13 protein-coding genes and 3 pseudogenes are annotated in these 17139 nt (G+C 69.7%); 10 read left to right on the forward strand and 6 right to left on the reverse strand.

Annotation, left to right across the window (positions count from 1 at the left end):
- The first annotated feature begins 36 nt into the window (after window positions 1-36).
- Window positions 37-1134 carry a glycoside hydrolase family 43 protein gene (locus Q4V64_RS40915; protein ID WP_124438353.1) on the forward strand — a complete coding sequence of 366 codons (1098 nt, stop codon included), beginning with the start codon at window positions 37-39 and terminating at the stop codon, window positions 1132-1134.
- A 1-nt stretch (window position 1135) separates the two neighbouring features.
- The gene (locus Q4V64_RS40920) at window positions 1136-2548 is read left to right on the forward strand and encodes an RICIN domain-containing protein (RefSeq protein WP_124438352.1); all 1413 of its coding nucleotides are present in this window, start codon (window positions 1136-1138) and stop codon (window positions 2546-2548) included.
- Between the two features lie 15 nt (window positions 2549-2563).
- On the opposite strand, the gene Q4V64_RS40925 is transcribed toward Q4V64_RS40920, so the two are convergent.
- Window positions 2564-4243: a rhamnogalacturonan lyase B N-terminal domain-containing protein gene (locus Q4V64_RS40925; RefSeq protein WP_124438351.1), complete on the reverse strand. Its 1680-nt coding sequence runs from the start codon at window positions 4241-4243 to the stop codon at window positions 2564-2566.
- Window positions 4244-4462: 219 nt separating this feature from the next.
- Here Q4V64_RS40925 and Q4V64_RS40930 point away from each other — a divergent pair, with 219 nt between their 5' ends.
- The 3 genes from Q4V64_RS40930 to Q4V64_RS40940 all read left to right on the forward strand — a co-directional run bounded on the left by Q4V64_RS40930 (window position 4463) and on the right by Q4V64_RS40940 (window position 8149).
- Entirely contained in the window at window positions 4463-5509 is a 1047-nt protein-coding gene (locus tag Q4V64_RS40930; protein ID WP_124438350.1) for a rhamnogalacturonan acetylesterase, read from the forward strand.
- A gap of 68 nt (window positions 5510-5577) precedes the next feature.
- Window positions 5578-7323, forward strand: a complete 1746-nt coding sequence (locus Q4V64_RS40935) for a DUF2264 domain-containing protein (protein WP_124438349.1) — start codon at window positions 5578-5580, stop codon at window positions 7321-7323.
- 133 nt (window positions 7324-7456) lie between these two features.
- Window positions 7457-8149: an ankyrin repeat domain-containing protein gene (locus tag Q4V64_RS40940; protein ID WP_124438360.1), complete on the forward strand. Its 693-nt coding sequence runs from the start codon at window positions 7457-7459 to the stop codon at window positions 8147-8149.
- A 27-nt stretch (window positions 8150-8176) separates the two neighbouring features.
- Here the strand turns inward: Q4V64_RS40940 and Q4V64_RS40945 are convergent.
- Both Q4V64_RS40945 and Q4V64_RS40950 read right to left on the reverse strand, forming a co-directional pair.
- Window positions 8177-8764: pseudogene (locus tag Q4V64_RS40945) on the reverse strand (amidohydrolase family protein); the annotation flags it as partial.
- 19 nt (window positions 8765-8783) lie between these two features.
- Window positions 8784-9326 carry a HEAT repeat domain-containing protein gene (locus Q4V64_RS40950; RefSeq protein WP_124438348.1) on the reverse strand — a complete coding sequence of 181 codons (543 nt, stop codon included), beginning with the start codon at window positions 9324-9326 and terminating at the stop codon, window positions 8784-8786.
- Between the two features lie 49 nt (window positions 9327-9375).
- On the opposite strand from Q4V64_RS40950, the pseudogene Q4V64_RS40955 reads away from it, so the two are divergent.
- A pseudogene (locus Q4V64_RS40955) lies at window positions 9376-9632 on the forward strand (IS5/IS1182 family transposase); the annotation flags it as partial.
- Between the two features lie 117 nt (window positions 9633-9749).
- On the opposite strand, the gene Q4V64_RS40960 reads toward Q4V64_RS40955, so the two are convergent.
- Window positions 9750-10208 (reverse strand): MarR family transcriptional regulator, encoded by a 459-nt coding sequence (locus Q4V64_RS40960; RefSeq protein ID WP_124438347.1) that lies wholly within the window; start codon window positions 10206-10208, stop codon window positions 9750-9752.
- 15 nt (window positions 10209-10223) lie between these two features.
- Between Q4V64_RS40960 and Q4V64_RS40965 the strand changes: the two are divergent.
- From Q4V64_RS40965 to Q4V64_RS40975, 3 genes and pseudogenes are all read left to right on the forward strand, one after another.
- Window positions 10224-10445, forward strand: a pseudogene (locus Q4V64_RS40965) (VOC family protein); the annotation flags it as partial.
- 274 nt (window positions 10446-10719) lie between these two features.
- Window positions 10720-12696, forward strand: a complete 1977-nt coding sequence (locus Q4V64_RS40970; RefSeq protein ID WP_124438346.1) for a PE-PGRS family protein — start codon at window positions 10720-10722, stop codon at window positions 12694-12696.
- Window positions 12697-12811: 115 nt separating this feature from the next.
- Window positions 12812-13600: an isocitrate lyase/phosphoenolpyruvate mutase family protein gene (locus tag Q4V64_RS40975; protein WP_124438345.1), complete on the forward strand. Its 789-nt coding sequence runs from the start codon at window positions 12812-12814 to the stop codon at window positions 13598-13600.
- A gap of 33 nt (window positions 13601-13633) precedes the next feature.
- Here the strand turns inward: Q4V64_RS40975 and Q4V64_RS40980 are convergent, their stop codons facing one another.
- Entirely contained in the window at window positions 13634-14221 is a 588-nt protein-coding gene (locus Q4V64_RS40980; RefSeq protein ID WP_124438344.1) for a TetR/AcrR family transcriptional regulator, read from the reverse strand.
- Window positions 14222-14518: 297 nt separating this feature from the next.
- On the opposite strand from Q4V64_RS40980, the gene Q4V64_RS40985 reads away from it, so the two are divergent.
- Window positions 14519-15652 carry a class I SAM-dependent methyltransferase gene (locus tag Q4V64_RS40985; protein ID WP_124438343.1) on the forward strand — a complete coding sequence of 378 codons (1134 nt, stop codon included), beginning with the start codon at window positions 14519-14521 and terminating at the stop codon, window positions 15650-15652.
- 74 nt (window positions 15653-15726) lie between these two features.
- On the opposite strand, the gene Q4V64_RS40990 is transcribed toward Q4V64_RS40985, so the two are convergent.
- Window positions 15727-17055 (reverse strand): jacalin-like lectin, encoded by a 1329-nt coding sequence (locus Q4V64_RS40990; RefSeq protein WP_124438342.1) that lies wholly within the window; start codon window positions 17053-17055, stop codon window positions 15727-15729.
- Window positions 17056-17139: the final 84 nt, after the last annotated feature.

Raw genomic sequence — 17139 nt, forward strand, 5'->3', positions numbered from 1 at the left:
ACTCTCTGGACACCCCACCCCCGAGAGGCAGTCCGTATGAGCCGCGACAACGACCTGCCCCAAGCCACTGAAGCCCCCAGCCGCAGACTGATGCTGAAGGGTGCCCTGGCCGCGGGCGCCCTGGCGGCGGTCACCCCCGGTATCGCCCACGCCGCCCCGACCCCGAAGGCAGCCCCCTACGTGAACCCGCTCGTCCGCAACCGCGCCGACCCGCACATCCACCGTCACGCCGACGGCTTCTACTACTTCACGGCCACCGCCCCCGAGTACGACCGCATCATCCTGCGCCGCTCCCGCACCCTGAACGGCCTCGCGACCGCCGCCGAGTCCGTCATCTGGCGCAAGCACGCCAGCGGAAACATGGGCGCGCACATCTGGGCGCCGGAGATCCACCGCATCGGCGGCAAGTGGTACATCTACTTCGCCGCCGCGCCCGCCGAGAGCGTGTGGGACATCCGCATCTGGGTCCTGGAGAACGCGAGCCGCGATCCCTTCAAGGGCACCTGGGTCGAGCGCGGTCAGCTCAAGACGGCGTGGGAGACCTTCTCCCTCGACGCCACCACCTTCACCCACCGGGGCACCCGCTACCTCGCCTGGGCGCAGCACGAGCCCGGCTTGGACAACAACACGGGCATCTTCCTGTCCAAGATGGCGAACCCGTGGACCCTGACGGGCCCCCAAGTCCGGCTCTCCACCCCGGAGTTCGACTGGGAGTGCATCGGCTTCAAGGTCAACGAGGGCCCGTCGGTCATCACCCGCAACGGCCGCCTGTTCATGTCGTACTCGGCCAGCGCCACCGACGCCAACTACTGCATGGGCCTGCTGACCGCCGACGTGGACAGCGACCTCATGAACGCAGCCAGCTGGTCCAAGTCGCCCACGCCCGTCTTCACCAGCAACGACACCACCAAGCAGTACGGCCCCGGCCACAACAGCTTCACGGTCGCCGAGGACGGCCGCAGTGACGTCCTCGTCTACCACGCCCGCCAGTACAAGGAGATCAACGGCGACCCGCTGAACGACCCCAACCGCCACACCCGCATCCAGAAGCTGGGCTGGAACGCCGACGGCACCCCGAACTTCGGCATACCGGTGGCCGACACGGCCGCCGAGACGATGAAGGAGAGTGCGTGAGATGAGACGTGCCTACGCCATCCTCCTCGCCCTCTGCCTGGCGTTGCTCGGCGCCCTGGCCACCGCCGGACCCGCCCAGGCCGCACCCCAGACGATCACCAACGGCACACAGTTCACGGACACGTCGGGCAACCCCGTGCACGCCCACGGCGGCGGTGTCATCAAGGTCGGCACCTACTACTACTGGTTCGGCGAGCACCGCAACGCCGACAACACCTTCCGGTACGTGGACGCCTACCGTTCCACCGACCTGAAGAACTGGGAGTTCCGCAACCACGTCCTGACCGAGTCGAGCGCCCCCGAGCTGGCCACCGCCAACATCGAGCGCCCCAAGGTCATGTACAACGCCTCCACCGGCAAGTTCGTGATGTGGATGCACAAGGAGAACGGCACCGACTACAGCGAGGCCCGGGCCGCCGTGGCCGTCTCCGACACGGTCGACGGCAACTACACCTACCGGGGCAGCTTCCGCCCGCTCGGCCAGCACATGTCCCGTGACATCACGGTCTACGTCGACACCGACGGCGCCGGCTACATGATCTCCGCCGCCCGCGAGAACTACGACCTGCACATCTACCGGCTCACCGCCGATTACACCGGCATCGCGAGCCTGGTCGCCAACCCCTGGCCGGGCGGCCATCGCGAGGCCCCGGCGCTGTTCAAGCGGGGCGGGGTCTACTTCATGCTGACCTCGGGCGCGACCGGCTGGAACCCCAACCAGCAGCAGTACGCCACGGCCACGAACCTCGCCGGTCCCTGGTCGGCGATGAAGAACGTCGGCGACTCGACGACCTACGGTTCGCAGACCATGTACGTCCTTCCCGTGCAGGGCAGTTCGGGCACCTCGTACCTCTACATGGGCGACCGCTGGGGCAACTCCTTCGGCGGGACCGTCAACGACTCGCGGTACGTGTGGCTGCCGTTGACCTTCTCGAACTCGACCACGATGTCCATGTCCTGGTCGCCGGAGGTCACCATCGACACGGCCGCCGGGACGATCAGCGGCACGAGCGCCACCTACAACACCCTGATCGCCCGGCACAGCGGCAGGTGTGCGGACGTGACGAGCCAGTCGCTGTGGCAGGGCGCGCAGATCAAGCAGTACGACTGCAACGGCGGCAACAACCAGAAGTACTGGTTCAAGTCCGTCGGCAGCGGCTACTACCAGCTGATGGTCCGGGGCAGTTCCCTGTGCCTGCGGGAGAACGCCGACACGGTCACCCAGGAGAACTGCAGTGCCTCCGCCACCAACCAGCAGTGGTCGGTGACCACCACGGGCTCCTACGTGAACATCAAGTCCCGGGCGACCGGAGAGTGCCTGGACGTGAACGGCGCGTCCACCGCCAACTCCGCCGCGATCATCACGTACACCTGCAACGGAGCGACCAACCAGCAGTGGACACGCGGCACATGACACGTGATCAGGTCATCAGGCCAGCAGGTCGATCGCGTCGACAGAGGTTCCCGCACTGAGGAAGCCGGTCGTCCCCGAACCGCTCACCACGTCGATCCTGAGCACGTTGTACTGACTGGTGTCCGTCTTCCACGCGGACGCCGGGACGTTGTACGTGAACGTGTGGTTGTTGCCCCGGTACGAGCCGTTGGTCAGCGACCGGGTGTTCGGCTGGGTGGGCGGCGAGGGGATGGCCGACGTCCAGGTGTCGTTGACGGTGACCTGCGGGCGGCCGTTGGCGTAGGCCGTCGTCACGCCGATGCGCAGGGTGTGCGCGGCGGCGGCCTGGGCGGCGGTCAGCTTGAAGTACACGAGCAGACCGCTGTTGACGTCCTTCCACAGGTAGCAGGGGAACCCCGAGGTCTCGCTGCCGCTGCCGATCACCACGTTGCCGGTCCAGCCGGCCGCCCGGACGTCCGACGGGTGCGCGTACGTCATCAGGTCGGCGTTCTTGAAGCCGCTCGGCGTGCCGTTCCAGTCGTTGATCCGCCAGATCGCGCTCGCGTTGCTCGGGTCGTTCGAGGAGGGGATGGCGATCGAGTTGAGTGTGGTCGTCGCGCCCGCGGATACGGTCACCTGTGTGCTGTATACGGCCAACTCGCTCTTGTAGACAGTCAGCGTGTACGTCCCCGGCAGCACCCCGCCGATCGAGAAGTAGCCGTCGGACGCTCGCGCCGAGCCCCAGTACTGCGCGGCCGAGTTGGCGAGCCCGACGGTGTACGGGAGCGCGGTGTTCCGGCCCGTGATGCCGACGCCCGCCACCCGGCCCCGGCCGCTCGCGCCGACGTATCCGGAGAGGCCGAGCGAGTCCGCCCACGAGGTGGTCAGGGTGCCCGGGAACAGCGACGAGGAGGGGGCGCCGCCGTCCGTGAAGGCGATGACGTACGGGCCCTGGAGGCCGAAACGCTGGGCCTCGGTCTGGTTCTGTCCGTAGTACAGGATCTCGTACAGGCCGCCGCCGTCCGCACTCTGGTGGCGCAGGAGAGAGCGGTAGAAGGGGCCGCCGGAGGCCTTCTCGTGGTTGCTGCGCACCATCCACAGCCCGACGCCGCCGCCGCTCCAGCCGATGTAGTCGTAGTCCATCACCCGCAGCTTCGAGAAGTGCTTCGAGCGGGTCTGGCCGTCGGACTTCGCGAACACGTCCGAGGCCTCGATGGTGCTGTTCGTGTACGTGTGGGAGTCGGGCTCGTCGTTGAGGAACAGGCCCTTCTTCACCCGCACGATGTAGCGGGTCGCGGAGACGGACGTGTCGGCCTTGTTCGTCCAGAGGTAGACGTTGTTCTCGCCGCTGCGGGCCGCGTAGTAGTGCTTCAGCGTGCCGTACGCGACGGAGATCAGGATCGTCGAACCGGACTGCTTGATGCTCACGGTGGAGGTGCCGAGGCCGGACTCGATGTGCGAGTTCATGCCGCCGTAGCCCTGGTACTCCACGCCCCGGTAGACCAGCGAGGTCAGGTCGCCGTTGGTCTTGCTGACCTTGAAGACGAGGTTGGCGCCGGTGTCGACGATGTACTGCGAACCGTCGTCGGTATACCCGAAGCTCGCGGCGGACGCGCTCTGCGCGAGTGGCCCGGCGAGGGCGGCCGAACCGGCGGCCGCCGCGGTGCCGAGTACGAAGGTGCGGCGACGCACCGGCCTGTTCGCGGATCCGGACATGGGGTGCCTCCTTGGGGAGGGAGGAGAGGTGTGGGGGGTGGGGTGCTGGTGTGGTGGTTGGCAGAGTGACAGTTGAATCGATTTCGCGAAAGGGCTTTCGCGCGTCCGAAGTTGGCAATCTTGCGAATCTGCTCCAAGGTCTAGAAAGCGCTTGCCAACAGCGGTACCGTCCAGCGGCCAACCCTTGTCGCCCTGTCGCAGGAGTGTCGGAGGAGCCGAATGAGACGTTTCAACCTCGCCGTACTGGCGGCGCTGACCCTGAGCGCCGGCCTGACCGCCGTACCGGCCCAGGCCCAGGCCCATGACCGGAAACCGCTCGGGATCGAGAACTGCACCGCCAACGCCTGCCACTTCGACGTCGTGCCCGGCACGTACGACGTGAAGGTCCTCCTCGGCGGCGACGCCGAGTCGAGCACGAGCATCGGTGGTGAGACCCGGCGCGCGCTGCTCCCCGAGACGCCGGTCCCCGCCGGCGAGCGGGTCGCCCGCAGCTTCACCGTCAACGTCCGCACGCCCGAGGGCGAGCCGACCGGCCCCGAGGGCACCCCTGGCCTGGACCTCGTGCTGGGCGGCCGGGCCCCCGCGCTCGCCGACATCAAGGTCACCCCCGCCCGGCACGCCCGCCAGATCTTCCTCGTCGGCGACTCCACGGTCTGTGACCAGCCCGGCGACCCGTACTCCGGCTGGGGCCAGCAACTGCCCCAGTACCTGCGCAAGGGCGTGTCCGTCGCCAACTACGCCGACTCGGGCGAGAGCACCGTCTCGTATCTGTCCGACACGCGACTGTGGGCCACGGTCCAGCCGCAGATCCGCCGTGGCGACCTGGTCCTCGTTCAACTCGCCCACAACGACAAGACGACGGACGAGGCGACTTACCGGGCGAATCTGGAGAGCCTGGTGGCGGGCGTGCGCGAGAAGGGCGGAAAGCCGGTCCTCGTCACCCCGATCGTGCGACGCTGGTTCAACTCCGACGGCACCTTGAACAACAACACCGCGCTCCTCGTCAACGGCCTCGGCGTCGACCACCCGGCCGTCATCCGCTCGGTCGCCGCCGCAGAGGACGTGCCGCTGATCGACCTGACGGCAAAGACGAAGGCGGTCGTGGAGTCCCTGGGCGTCGAGGCCTCCAAGGCGCTGTACCTCTACAACGAGAAACGGGACAACACCCACACCTCCACCCACGGGGCCACGGTCTACGCGAACCTGGTCCGCGACGAACTCGTCGCCCAGCACCTGGTGCCGCAGGGCCAGGTCAGGGTGGGATGAACGCCTGGGGCGCTCCGACCGGAACCGGGGCGCCCCAGGTCTGAACCGTCCGAGCCGGAAAGAGAGCCATGCACCTGCCCCCCGACGACCGCACCCTCAGCCCGCACACCGGCTACACCCGCGCCCACTGGGAGGCGGCCGCCGACGCCCTACTGGCCGCCGTGGAGCCGTACGCCACCGAGGACCGCGCCCTCTACCACTTCCCCGGCGACCGCGAGAGCTGGTCCGGCCGGCTCTCCGACGGCCTGGAGGGCTACGCCCGTACGCTGCTGCTGGCGGCCTTCCGCCGCGACGAGACGGCGCTCGAGCGGTACGCCGACGGACTCGCCGCCGGCGTCTCGGGCGTCTGGCCCCGCATCGAGGACCGCAGCCAGCCGCTGGTCGAGGCGGCGTCGATCGCCCTCGCGCTGCGCCTGACACGTCCGCTGCTGTGGGACCGCCTGGACGAGGATGTACGGCAGCGGGCGGCGGCCTGGCTCGGCGACGCCCTGACGGCCGAGGCCTGGCCCTGCAACTGGGAGTTGTTCCCGGTCACGGTCGGCGGTTTCCTGCTGTCGGTCGGGTATGAACCCGAGGCGTCCCGCAAGGCGATCGACCGGGGCCTGGAGCGCATCGAGGAGTGGTACGTCGGCGACGGCTGGTACACGGACGGCGACGGCCGCAAGTTCGACTACTACAACGGCTGGGCGATGCACCTGTATCCGGTGTTGCAGGCATGGTTGGCGGATGACAGTCGACTGCTGAATGTATACGGTGGCCGGCTGGAGACCCACCTCACCGACTACGCCCGCCTGTTCGGCGGCGACGGCGCCCCCATGCACCAGGGGCGCTCTCTGACGTACCGCTTCGCGACGACGGTCCCGCTGTGGCTCGGAGCCCTGACAGGCCGTACGCCGCTGCCGCCGGGGCAGACGCGGCGCCTGGCCTCCGGCGCACTGAAGTACTTCCTCGACCGGGGCGCGGTCGACGAGCACGGCCTGCTCACCCTCGGCTGGCACGGCCCCAACGCGGCAGTCCTGCAAGGCTATTCGGGACCGGCGTCGCCGTACTGGGCGAGCAAGGGCTTCCTGGGCCTGCTGCTCCCACCGGACCACGAGGTCTGGACGGCCCCGGAGGAACCGGGCCCGGCCGAACGCACGGACGCGGTGACGCCGCTCCCCGCACCCAACTGGCTGCTCCAGTCGACGAGTTCGGACGGCGTGGTCCGCCTGCACAACCACGGCAGCGAGGATGTCCGCTACGACCCGTACTACACGCGGCTCGCGTACTCGACGGTGACGGAGCCTTCGGCATCGCCCGCCTCGTCGGTTTCATCCACCTCACCTGCCTCACCTGCCTCATCTGCCTCGTCGGCCTCGTCCGACAACAGCGTGATCGTCGGCGGCGATCCGAGCCGCACAGGCATCGAACCGCTGGGTGTCGGCGACGGGTGGGTGGCCTCGCGGCACGAGGCGGGCGGGGGAGCGCGGGTGACCAGCGTGGTACTCGCGCACGGGGCGACGGAGGTGCGGGCTCATCTGGTGACGGGCGCGGAGCCGGGAACGCCGGTGCGGGTCACCGGGTGGGCGGCGGGGGACGGCCTGCGGGCGGAACTGCTGCCCGTCCACGGCCTGAGCGACGACCTCACGGGCGTCACGGGCGACGGCGACACCCTCTTCGTAGCGCTGGCCCGCCTCACCGCCGAGCCGGACCCGGTTCCGCTGGAGGAGACGGCCATTGTGCGGGTGGAGGGGGCGGATGAGATCCATGTCCGCTGGAGCGGGGGACCCGAGGTGCGGGTCCGGGCGGCGGACGGAGCGGTCGTCGTCTCCTAGGACCTCGCGCAGCCGCTCGTACGAGGCTCGTGCAGCCCCTCGTACGAGGGCAGCCTGACGCGGCGGGATGCCCTCCCCACCTGGCAGGACTCCACCTCCCGGGCGCCTCGGTTACCGTGTCCGCGTGATCAGTATGGAATGGGACGCCCTCACCGACCGGGACCGCTTCGGCGACTGGTACCGGGAGAAGCGGGACCGGTTCGCGGACACGGCCCGGGACGCCGACTGGGACGGTCTGTTCGAGGAGTTGGGGAGACATCCTGAGCGGGTCAATCTCCCCCGGCCAGGGAATCGCAGCGGCTTCGCCCCGCTGCATCAGGCGGCCTGGCACGGCGCGGACTTCGCCGTCGTCTCCCGGCTGATCGCACATGGCGCCTGGCGCACGCAGCGCACCCGGGACGGACGGCGCGCCGTGGACGTCGCGCGGGAGCAGGGGCACACGCATCTGCTGGAGCTTCTGGAGCCGGTCGTGGTGCGGCAGCTCCCCTCCCCTCCGGATGTGCTGGAGCACCACTTCCATTCGCTGCTGCGGGAGAGAACCGGCCGCTGCTTCGAGGAGATCGAGCACCTGCTGCCGCCGCTGTCTCCCCTGACGGAGGGACCGGCCGTGGAGGCCTTTTTCCGGGTGGTCGGCATGATGGGCGGCTTCACCTACCGCCTTGGGACCTACGGCCTTGAGGAGGACGTCCTGCATGTGCACGGCCACTCGCGGATGGACGCCGACGACGGGGACCACTACCGCGTGACCACCGAGGGCTGGTCCAGGATCGAACGCAGGCGCGTGCCACCGCCTCCTCCGCCCGCCCCGCAGCACCCCGCGTCCTGACCGGCGAGGGCGTCGTCGCGGCGGTGCCTACAGCCCGAAGAGCCGTGCCCCGTTCTCGTAACAAACCCGGCGCAACCACTCATCACCCAGTCCGAGCCGTTCAAGGGCCTCGAGCTGATGGACGTACGGATAAGGGATGTTGGGGAAGTCGGACCCGAGCAGAATCCGGTCGCCGAGGTCGGCGAGCCGACCGAGTTCGGTCGCGGGGAAAGGGGTGAAGCGCTCGCTGAAATCCGTGAACACCATGGTCGTGTCCAGGCGCACCTGGTCGTACCGCTCGGCCAGGTCAAGGAAGTCGGTGTACTCCGGCATCCCCATGTGCGCCACGACCAGCGGCAGGCGCGGATGCCGGGCGAGGAGCCGCCTCACCGGCTCCGGCCCGGTGTGTTTGCCGGGTGCGGGACCCGAGCCGCAGTGCATGACCACGGGAACTCCCGCCTCCGCCAGCATCCCCCACACGGGATCGAGCAGCTCGTGAGCCGGGTCGTACGCCCCCACCTGCACATAGGACTTGAAGACCCGAGCCCCCGCCTCGACCGCCGTGCGCACATACTCCGCCACACCCTCCTCGGGATAGAGGGTGGCCGCGTGCAGACAGTCGGGCGTGCGTCCCGCAGTCGGCGTGGCTGTCCCGTTATCTGGTCGCGGGTGGAAGGGTCCGTTCGTATATGGTCCCGCCGGGTATGAACCAACCCGCTTTCTTCCGCACTGCGGGGCTCGGGTCGTTGACGTGAGACGCCTTCAAGGCTGCAATGGCGCGTGCATCGGAGTGGGCGAACTTGCCGACGAGTTCGGCAGCCATTGCCCGGACGTGCGGGTCGGGGTCTGAGATCAGGTGGTGCAGCGCGGGTTCGAGGACCCGGTCCGGGCCCGGTGCGCAGGTGTCGCTCTTGCACCGGTCACAGGCCAGAGCATGGAATGCGGCGATCCTGACACGGGCGTCGGGGTCGTCGGCCATGCGGATGAGTTCGCCCATCGACTCGGTGTCGACCAGGTGATCGAGAAGGCGGCAGCAGCCCTCACGGACGGCCGGATCCGCCTCGCGCAGGCCGGCGCGGATGGCGCTCAGTGCGTTCTCGCCGCGTCGCAGCAGCTCGCGGTATGCCGCAACGGTGCGCTGAGGATCGCCCAAGCATGAAACGAGGGCTTCGTCGTCGGTGCTGATGAACCCAAGCATGCCCTCAGTCTGGAGTCACGCGGCGAATCCCGGCAAAGGGATTTCTACGCTGGCCCCGCTATTCGGGGTGTCCAATGCGGCCGACCGCATCATCGACCACCTCGGACCCACGCACGCACTCCAGCAGCGCAAGCGGTTCCGCCAGGACACCGTGCTGATCGTGGACGGCACCCTCCTCCCCACGCGCGACCACACGACTGCAAGGCATGGGAACTGTCCGGAGTGAAAGACGCCGTCGGCCACACCACGGTCATCGCGGACGGCGGCTACCGGGGCACCGGCCTGGTCATCCCGCACCGCCGAGAAGGCTCATCGCAGTAGAGGGTGTAGTCGGGGTCTGTCGGTTTTCGAGGTCGCCGACACGGATTCCAGGCTCGGCTGCACTCCTGTCCGAGCGCGACGGGACGTGCGCCGCGGAACGAGCTATGTACCCTCGTTGTCACCGCGCAGGGAATGGATCATGCTCTGCAGGATCCGGAACGCGTCTGACTGCTCGGTCTCGGTCAGGCCGGCCAGCATTCTGGCCTCGACGGACCGGACGGCTGCGCTCGCCTTCTCGAGGCTTCGTCGGCCGCGAGGCGTGAGCCGTGTGGGAAGCACCTTCCCGACGGGTGCCTCCGCAGGCCTGGTCACGTAGCCGTCTCGCTCCAGGGCCTGGAGCAGCACGTTCATCGTCTGCCGTGTCACGAACGCGCCCCGCGCGAGCTCGGAGTTCGACAAGCCCGGTCGTTGCGCCAGCAGCTCAAGGCAGGAGTAGTGCGTCACGCTCATCCCGAGCGGCCGCAGCACTTCCTCCATGGCCGCGCGCAGGGCGCTCGACGCTTCCTTGAGCAGGTAGCCCAGTGACGTCTCCAGGTCGACGCCGACACCTTCTTGACTCATGTCAGTATTCGCGTCGCACTCCGCGACGTCATTCCCGGCACCGACCTCGCATCTGTCGCTCAGCCCGGCATCGGTGCCGCGATCTGGCTCCACGCCACCGAGGTCCAGGCCATCCACGACGCGCTCGTCGCCGACGGTCACACCATCGCCTCCGCACCGATCGACGGCCCCTTCGGCCGGACCTTCACCTTCGCCGACCCCGACGGCTACCAGGTCACGCTCCACGACCGCTCTTGATCAACCAAACGCCACCGGACGATCATCAGCGGTTGCGCCCTAGGTGTATTGATCACGAGCGTTGTTAACGCCGGCCGAGCTTGATCATGGCGCCGGCAAGACCGAACTCGCCGCCGTCATCAAGTCGATCAGCCACGGCGTCCTGGCCGGACTGCCCGAACTGAGTCGACTCGGCAGAACACTGAAACAGCGCGCCGCTGACGTGCTGGCCTACTTCGACCGACCCGGCACGTGTCACCTTCTTGGGAAGCCCCCGTCGGGCAGGATGACCCCCATGACGGGTGGGAGAGACCAACTGGCGGAACTGCTGCGCCGCGCCGGGCTGGAGATCGTGGGGGACTGGCGGGTCGAGGAGGTGCTGCCGCCCTGGTTCGCGTGGCGCCGTGTCATCGGGTTCCAGGCCGAGCCGACCGTGACCGTCCGGTCGGACCGGCCCGACCTGGTCGCCGAGCTCAACCGGCAGTGGCACCGGCTGGCGTCCGAGGCCGGGATCCTCGACGGGGACGGGGTGTTCCTGATCTCCGTCGCCGCTGCCTGGACGGGCGCCGCGGGCGGCTTGTGGACCCGGGTCCGGCTCACCGCGGAGTGGGATCTCGCCGGGGTGCTCGGCGATCGGCCCGGCCAGCCGGAGTTCCTCACGCTGGCCATGGACGGGGAGACCTTGCTGGCGGCCACGACCGAGGAGTACGACGTCTGGCTGATCGCCGAGGACCGGATCAGTGGGCGGCAGGAGGCGGCGGCGCAGGCCGCCGCCCGCGAGACACCGCAGGAAAGGGCGGACTCCTGGGCGCGGTTGTTCCAGGGGCCGGGGCCCAGCGAGAAGCTGCTGGACGCGTGGGCGCGCGGACTCTCGCTCAACCCGGTCACCCCGGACGATCTGCGCACCCGACTGTTGGACAGGTCGCACTACGCCATGCACAGGTCCATGCCGACGGCGGTCGTGGACGCGGTCCTGGCCCACCCCGACTGGAAGTTCCGGGCGCGGGCGGCCGAGGTCCAGCCGAACATCACGCCCGAGCAGTGGGCCCGCGTGATCCTCGGTGAGCAGGACGAGCGTCACCGCTGGATCCTCACGATGCTGGCCGCGGACCGTTGGGCCGAGCTCACCGAGGACACCTGCCGGAGGCTCGCCGCCGATCCGTCCCCGCGCGTCCGCTCCGAGGCCGCCCGCCTCAAGGGCCTGCCCGCGTTCCTGTCGGTCGCTCTGGCCGCCGACCCCGACCCCGGTGTGCGGTTCGTTGCCTGCCCGGCGGCCTGGCCGCATCTGGACGCCCCGGGGCGCAAGGCGCTCCTGGCCGATCCCGCGGGCAAGGTGCGCAGGGCCGCCCTGCTGCTGCATCACCAGGAGCACCCGCTGCCCCTGTCGGTCTTCGAAGCCGGCGACCTCAAGACCGACGCGCTGGAGACCTGCCGCCTGGAGCGCGACCTCGCCGAACACCTGGCACGGCACGGCGAGCCGAGCGTACGCCGTTCCCTCGCCGGCAACCCGCGCCTGGCCCCGGACCTGGCCGCCCTTCTCGGCGAAGACCCCGACGCGGATGTCCGCTTCGTGGTGTCCATACGGCCCGACATCACCGAGGAGCAGCGCGCAGGCATCAGCATCGACTTCGATCCGGGCGGCCACTACTACGCTCTCGACTGGATCGTGGCCCTCCACCACGACACCGACACCATGCGCCGCCTGGCCGCCTCCTGCCACCCCCTGGTGCGCCGAAGCGTCGCCCGGGCCCCGCACCTGCCGCCGGACGTCGTCGAACGCCTCGCCCGGGACGAGGACCGCGTCGTACAGCTCTTCCTCGCCGAATCCTGCGACGACGCACCCGCCGAGATGCTCCTGAACGTGTGGCAGTGGTGGACCGGCAGCCTCAGCACCCCCGACCGCCCGCGCGGTCACCCCAACTTCCCCCGCAGCGGTCTTCTGCGGTACGCCGACGACCCGAACCCGCGCCTGCGCAGGCTGGCCCTGGACGATCCGGAGTCGACGCCCGAGCTGGTGGAGCGGCTCAGCCGGGACGTGAGCGAGGAAGTGCGCCGCGATGCCGCGGCCGACCCACGGTTGTCGGCCGCGGCCGCCGCACGGCTGCTCGAAGACCCGCACGAGCACGTACGGCACACGGCCGCTCGCCACCCCAACCTGCCGGTGCGTGTCCTGACCCGGCTGCTGCGGGACAGCGGCGCCGCCGAGACGGCCGCCCGGAATCCCGCGCTGCCCGTCGATGTGATGCGCCGGATGGTCGAACAGATGCACTGATGGTGTGGTGCTCAGTAGATGAGACAGGCGATCCGCAGGGACCGGGATCGGGACCGGGATCGGGACCGGAACGGTTCGGCCGGCGCCGAACCGACCCGCCCGTACCGTTCCGGACATGACCGCACTCGCCCTCGCCTTCGCCGAGCTTCACCGTGCCGACCGGCCGCTGCTCCTCCTCCCCAACGCCTGGGACCACGCCTCCGCGACGGCCCTCGCGGCCAATGGATTCCGGGCCATCGGCACGACGAGCCTCGGCGTCGCCGCGGGGGCCGGGTTGCCCGACGGGGCGTCGGCGGTCCGCGACGAGACCCTGCGGCTCGCCCTCACGCTCGGCACGGAGCCGTTCCTCCTCTCCGTCGATGCGGAGGACGGCTTCAGCGAAGATCCGGACGAGGTGGGGGAGTTCGCCCGCGAGCTGTCGGCCGTCGGAGCCGTCGGCATCAACCTGGAGGACCGTCTCGGCCCCGCACCCCTGCATGCCGCGAAGATCGCCGCGGTCAAGTCGGCGGCCCCGGACCTCTTCGTCAACGCCCGCACCGACACGTACTGGCTCGGTGACGGGGACGCCGAAGCTACGAGGGCCCGCCTGGACGCCTACCAACAGGCGGGCGCCGACGGGGTGTTCGTCCCGGGCCTGACCGACCCGCCCCGCATCTCCGCCCTGGTCCGCCACCTCGACGTACCCCTCAACATCCTCTACTCACCCACCGGCCCGACCGTCCCCCACCTTGCCGACCTCGGCGTACGCCGCGTCAGCCTCGGCTCGCTGCTGTACCGGCGGGCGCTGGGCGCGGCCCTGGAGACGGTCGCGGAGATCGCGGCGGGCCGTTCACCGCAGGGCACGGCCCCGTCGTACGGCGAAGTCGTGGCGCTCAGTCGCCTCGATACGCCGGCGTCTGGGTGAGCCGCTCGGCGGCCGTACACGTCAGCGAACAGGTCAGTCATCACTCTCGCTCTCCTCACGGGGCCAGTGTTCGAGCAGTACGTGCAGGGCGTCGATCGCCTTGTCCCAGGAGGCCTGTACGGCGCGGGGGGCGCCGAAGCCGCCGGTGGACTCCAGGGCGCAGTAGCCGTGGAAGGTGGAGCGCAACAGGCGTACGGCGTCGGTGAGATCGGGTTCTTCCAGGCCGTAGGCGCGGAGCATGCCGTACGTGATCTCGGCGGTGCGGCGCAGGGCGGGGGAGTCGGCGACGAGGGACTGGTCGACGCGGATCTGGGTGGCCGCGTAGCGGCCCGGCCGCTCCAGCGCGTACTCCCGGTAGGACCCGGCGAAGGCGGCGAGCGCGTCCTTCCCCGACCGCCCCGCCACGGCCACGGCGATCCGGTCGATCAGCTCGGCCCCGGCGAGCAGCGCGACGCGGGTGCGCAGGTCCTGAAGGTTTTCGACGTGCGAGTACAGGCTCGCGTCCTTCACGCCGAAGCGGCGGGCCAGGGCGGAGAGGCTGACGTTCTCGAAGCCGACCTCGTCGGCGAGGTCGGCGGCGGCCACGGTGAGGCGGTCGGCGGTGAGTCCTGCGCGGGCCATGGGACCTCCACGGACAGAAACCTAGGGTACCTAGGAAGCATCCTAGTGCTTCGAGGTTCTAGGTTCTTGATGAATGGAAAGCAACCGCCGGACTGTGCGAGGCTGTTACGTCACCTCTGAAAGGGCTGGTCATGGGGCTCGGCATGGTTCTCGGCGACTTCTCCTCTCGCGCTTCGACGCGGGAGCGGTAGCCCTGCCTGCCCCGACACTCGTGCCCGTGCCGTAGCACGGGCCGTTCTCCCGCTCCTCGTCGAAGTGCTCTTCGTGCCCCGCACGTTCGATCACGAGGAGTACGTCGTGTCCACGATCCACTGGACCGAGAGCAACACCCCCCGTTCCGCCACTTGGCATTCCGAGAACGCGACCCCGCCTCCCGGCCGGGTCGCCGTCGCGGACGACCGTATGAAGGCCGACACCGCCCACCGTCTGGCCTGCGAAGGAACCGCCCTGCTGTGGCGGGGTGACTTCCACAACGCTCGTCAGCTGCTGCGGGCGATGGGCCGCCGCGTCGACCGGAAACCTCCCCGGCGAGGGGCCGGCCCGGCAGAGTCCTTCCACCTGTACCGCAGGGCCCGCGGCCATCGTGCCCGCGTGCTGGGCAGGCTCCTCGTTCTGCTGGACGAGGACCACTCCCTGGACCTGCGCAGAGCCCCCGATGTGCGCCTGGCCTGCACCGAGGCGTACGGTCCGCCGGCCGAGCCGACGGTGGTCTCCCTCACGGAACTGCTGGGGGTGATCGGAGCGCATCAGTGGCGCACGAAGGGGGTGGAGGTACCGGCCCTCGGCGCCCGCATCCACCCGCATTACGGCGTGTTCTCCCCGGCCAGGGGCGAGTACGTCGACCTGGTCGCGCGGGCACCGCTCCCGGTGCCGGCGGACCACGGCGCGGGTCGCCGTACCGCGTTCGACCTCGGGACGGGAACGGGAGTGCTCGCAGCCGTCCTGGCCCGCCGGGGGGTCGACCGGGTCCTGGCCACCGACATCAGTCCGCGTGCTCTGGTCTGCGCACGCGACAACGTCCGCCGACTGCGCCTCGGCGGGCGCATCGACGTGGTGGGCCCCGGCCTCTTCCCCGACGGGCGCGCGGACCTCGTCGTCTGCAACCCGCCCTGGGTTCCGGCCCGGCCCACCTCCGCCGTGGAGCAGGGCGTCTACGACCCGGGCGGCAGCATGCTCCGGAGTTTCCTCGACGGACTCACCGCCCACCTCGAACCGGGCGGTGAGGGATGGCTCGTCCTGTCGGACTTGGCGGAGCGCCTCGGACTCAGGACGCGCCGCGAACTGCCGGCAGCCATGGAGACGGCGGGCCTGCGCGTGGTGGACAGGATCGACACCGGGCCGCGGCATCCACGAGCGAGGGACACCGCTGATCCCCTCCACTCCGCCCGCACCGCCGAGATCACGTCGCTCTGGCGCCTGGCGGCCGATTGACGTCGGCAGGTGTGGACCTCCGCCCGCATACGGTATACAGAACCGTCTGGGCGGGGGTCCCCTGCGTAACCGCGTCAGCCGATCGGCGCGTACAGCACGCCCAGCTTGTCGACCTCGCTCCCCGACCGCCCGGTGAACCCGGCGATCTGCCAGCCGGACGGGGCCGTGAACGTCTTCGTGTCGGACGTCGCCGTACCGGCCGACACCGAACGGCCCTTGTCCGTCGTGAACGTCGCCGAGAACAAGCGTGTACGGCCGTCCTTCTGCCCCTGCGTCAACTTCACGGACGTGAGGTGCTCGCCGGACGCGAGGGTCAGGGACGTCGCCGTGCCGCCCGTACCGCCGTGGGAGACGGTCGTACCGCCGTCGTAGGAGAGCGACACCCCGTCCAGGCGGGATGCGCCGCGCAGCGTCAGTGTGCGGGGGGACGGTGTCGCGGGCAGGTCGTCCGCGTCGTTGAAGGCCGTGCCGTGCGGGCCGCCGAAGAAGTCGCTCGCCTTCAGGGACGAGTCGAGGGTGTAGGAGAAGTCGACCGCGTGCGGGAAGTGGTCGGAGAGGTTGCCGCCCGCGGAGTCCAGGAAGGACGCCCACTCGTTGTTGTAGCGGGTGGCCGACAGCGAGAGCAGCTTGCTGCCCCGGTAGAGGACCTTGTCCACCACCTCGCAGTCGTTCGTGGGCGCCGTCGTGGGGCACACCAGCGCGTCCGCGCCCTGCGCCGGCGCCGTTCCGCCCTTCACCAGCTTCACCCACGGGTCCGTCAGGCCGTTCTCCTCGACCAGCGTGCGGATGTTGTCGCCGGTGCGCGTGTACCGCGTGTTCGTGTCGCCCATGACGATCACCGCGTTGCCCGCGGAGTTCGCCTTGATGAAGTCGGAGAGCTGCGAGACGTTGGCGCGGCGCGCCGCCAGCGCGTCCTCGGTCGAGTCCGCGTTGGTGTGGACGTTGTACAGGTCGACGAAGACGCCCTCGGCGAGGCGCACGCGCGCCAGCGAAAAGCCCTTCGGCGTCAGGCAGTTGGTGCCCGTGCAGTTGTTCCACTTCACCCGCTGGAAGTCCTCGAAGGCGTAGTCCGAGAGGGTGTTGAGGCCGTCGCCGAACGGCACGCCGCCGCTGGTCGCGGTGCGGTGCGGGTGGTTGTCCCCGGCGTACAGGGCCGCGTGGTAGTTGAAGTCCTCCTGGACGTTCACGATGTCGTACGCCCCGAGGCGCGGGGAGATCAGCGGGGTGTTCTTCTCCGGATTGCCCGAGCTCAGGCCTTCCGGAAGGCCCGCGACGTTGTACGTCAGGACGTTGAACGACCCGGTGGTGGCGGACACCGCCGCGGTCGCGGGCGTCGTGCCGGTGGCGGCGAGGCCGGTGACGGCGAGGGTGGCGGCCGCCAGGGCGCCGAGGAGTCTTCTCATGGGGGTGTCTCTCCGGTCGGAGGAGCGGGACGGAAGGTGAACGCTGCTCAGGTTCAGTGTCAATGAGTGTGACCGGAAAGGGCA

This window comes from Streptomyces sp. NL15-2K, assembly GCF_030551255.1.
Taxonomy (GTDB): Bacteria; Actinomycetota; Actinomycetes; order Streptomycetales; family Streptomycetaceae; genus Streptomyces.

Bases quoted from the DNA above. Each gene is read 5' to 3' on its own strand.
- Q4V64_RS40915 (WP_124438353.1), top strand. From the start codon at position 37: ATGAGCCGCGACAACGACCTGCCCCAAGCCACTGAAGCCCCCAGCCGC.
- Q4V64_RS40920 (WP_124438352.1), top strand. From the start codon at position 1,136: ATGAGACGTGCCTACGCCATCCTCCTCGCCCTCTGCCTGGCGTTGCTC.
- Q4V64_RS40925 (WP_124438351.1), bottom strand. From the start codon at position 4,243: ATGTCCGGATCCGCGAACAGGCCGGTGCGTCGCCGCACCTTCGTACTC.
- Q4V64_RS40930 (WP_124438350.1), top strand. From the start codon at position 4,463: ATGAGACGTTTCAACCTCGCCGTACTGGCGGCGCTGACCCTGAGCGCC.
- Q4V64_RS40935 (WP_124438349.1), top strand. From the start codon at position 5,578: ATGCACCTGCCCCCCGACGACCGCACCCTCAGCCCGCACACCGGCTAC.
- Q4V64_RS40940 (WP_124438360.1), top strand. From the start codon at position 7,457: ATGGAATGGGACGCCCTCACCGACCGGGACCGCTTCGGCGACTGGTAC.
- Q4V64_RS40950 (WP_124438348.1), bottom strand. From the start codon at position 9,326: ATGCTTGGGTTCATCAGCACCGACGACGAAGCCCTCGTTTCATGCTTG.
- Q4V64_RS40960 (WP_124438347.1), bottom strand. From the start codon at position 10,208: ATGAGTCAAGAAGGTGTCGGCGTCGACCTGGAGACGTCACTGGGCTAC.
- Q4V64_RS40970 (WP_124438346.1), top strand. From the start codon at position 10,720: ATGACGGGTGGGAGAGACCAACTGGCGGAACTGCTGCGCCGCGCCGGG.
- Q4V64_RS40975 (WP_124438345.1), top strand. From the start codon at position 12,812: ATGACCGCACTCGCCCTCGCCTTCGCCGAGCTTCACCGTGCCGACCGG.
- Q4V64_RS40980 (WP_124438344.1), bottom strand. From the start codon at position 14,221: ATGGCCCGCGCAGGACTCACCGCCGACCGCCTCACCGTGGCCGCCGCC.
- Q4V64_RS40990 (WP_124438342.1), bottom strand. From the start codon at position 17,055: ATGAGAAGACTCCTCGGCGCCCTGGCGGCCGCCACCCTCGCCGTCACC.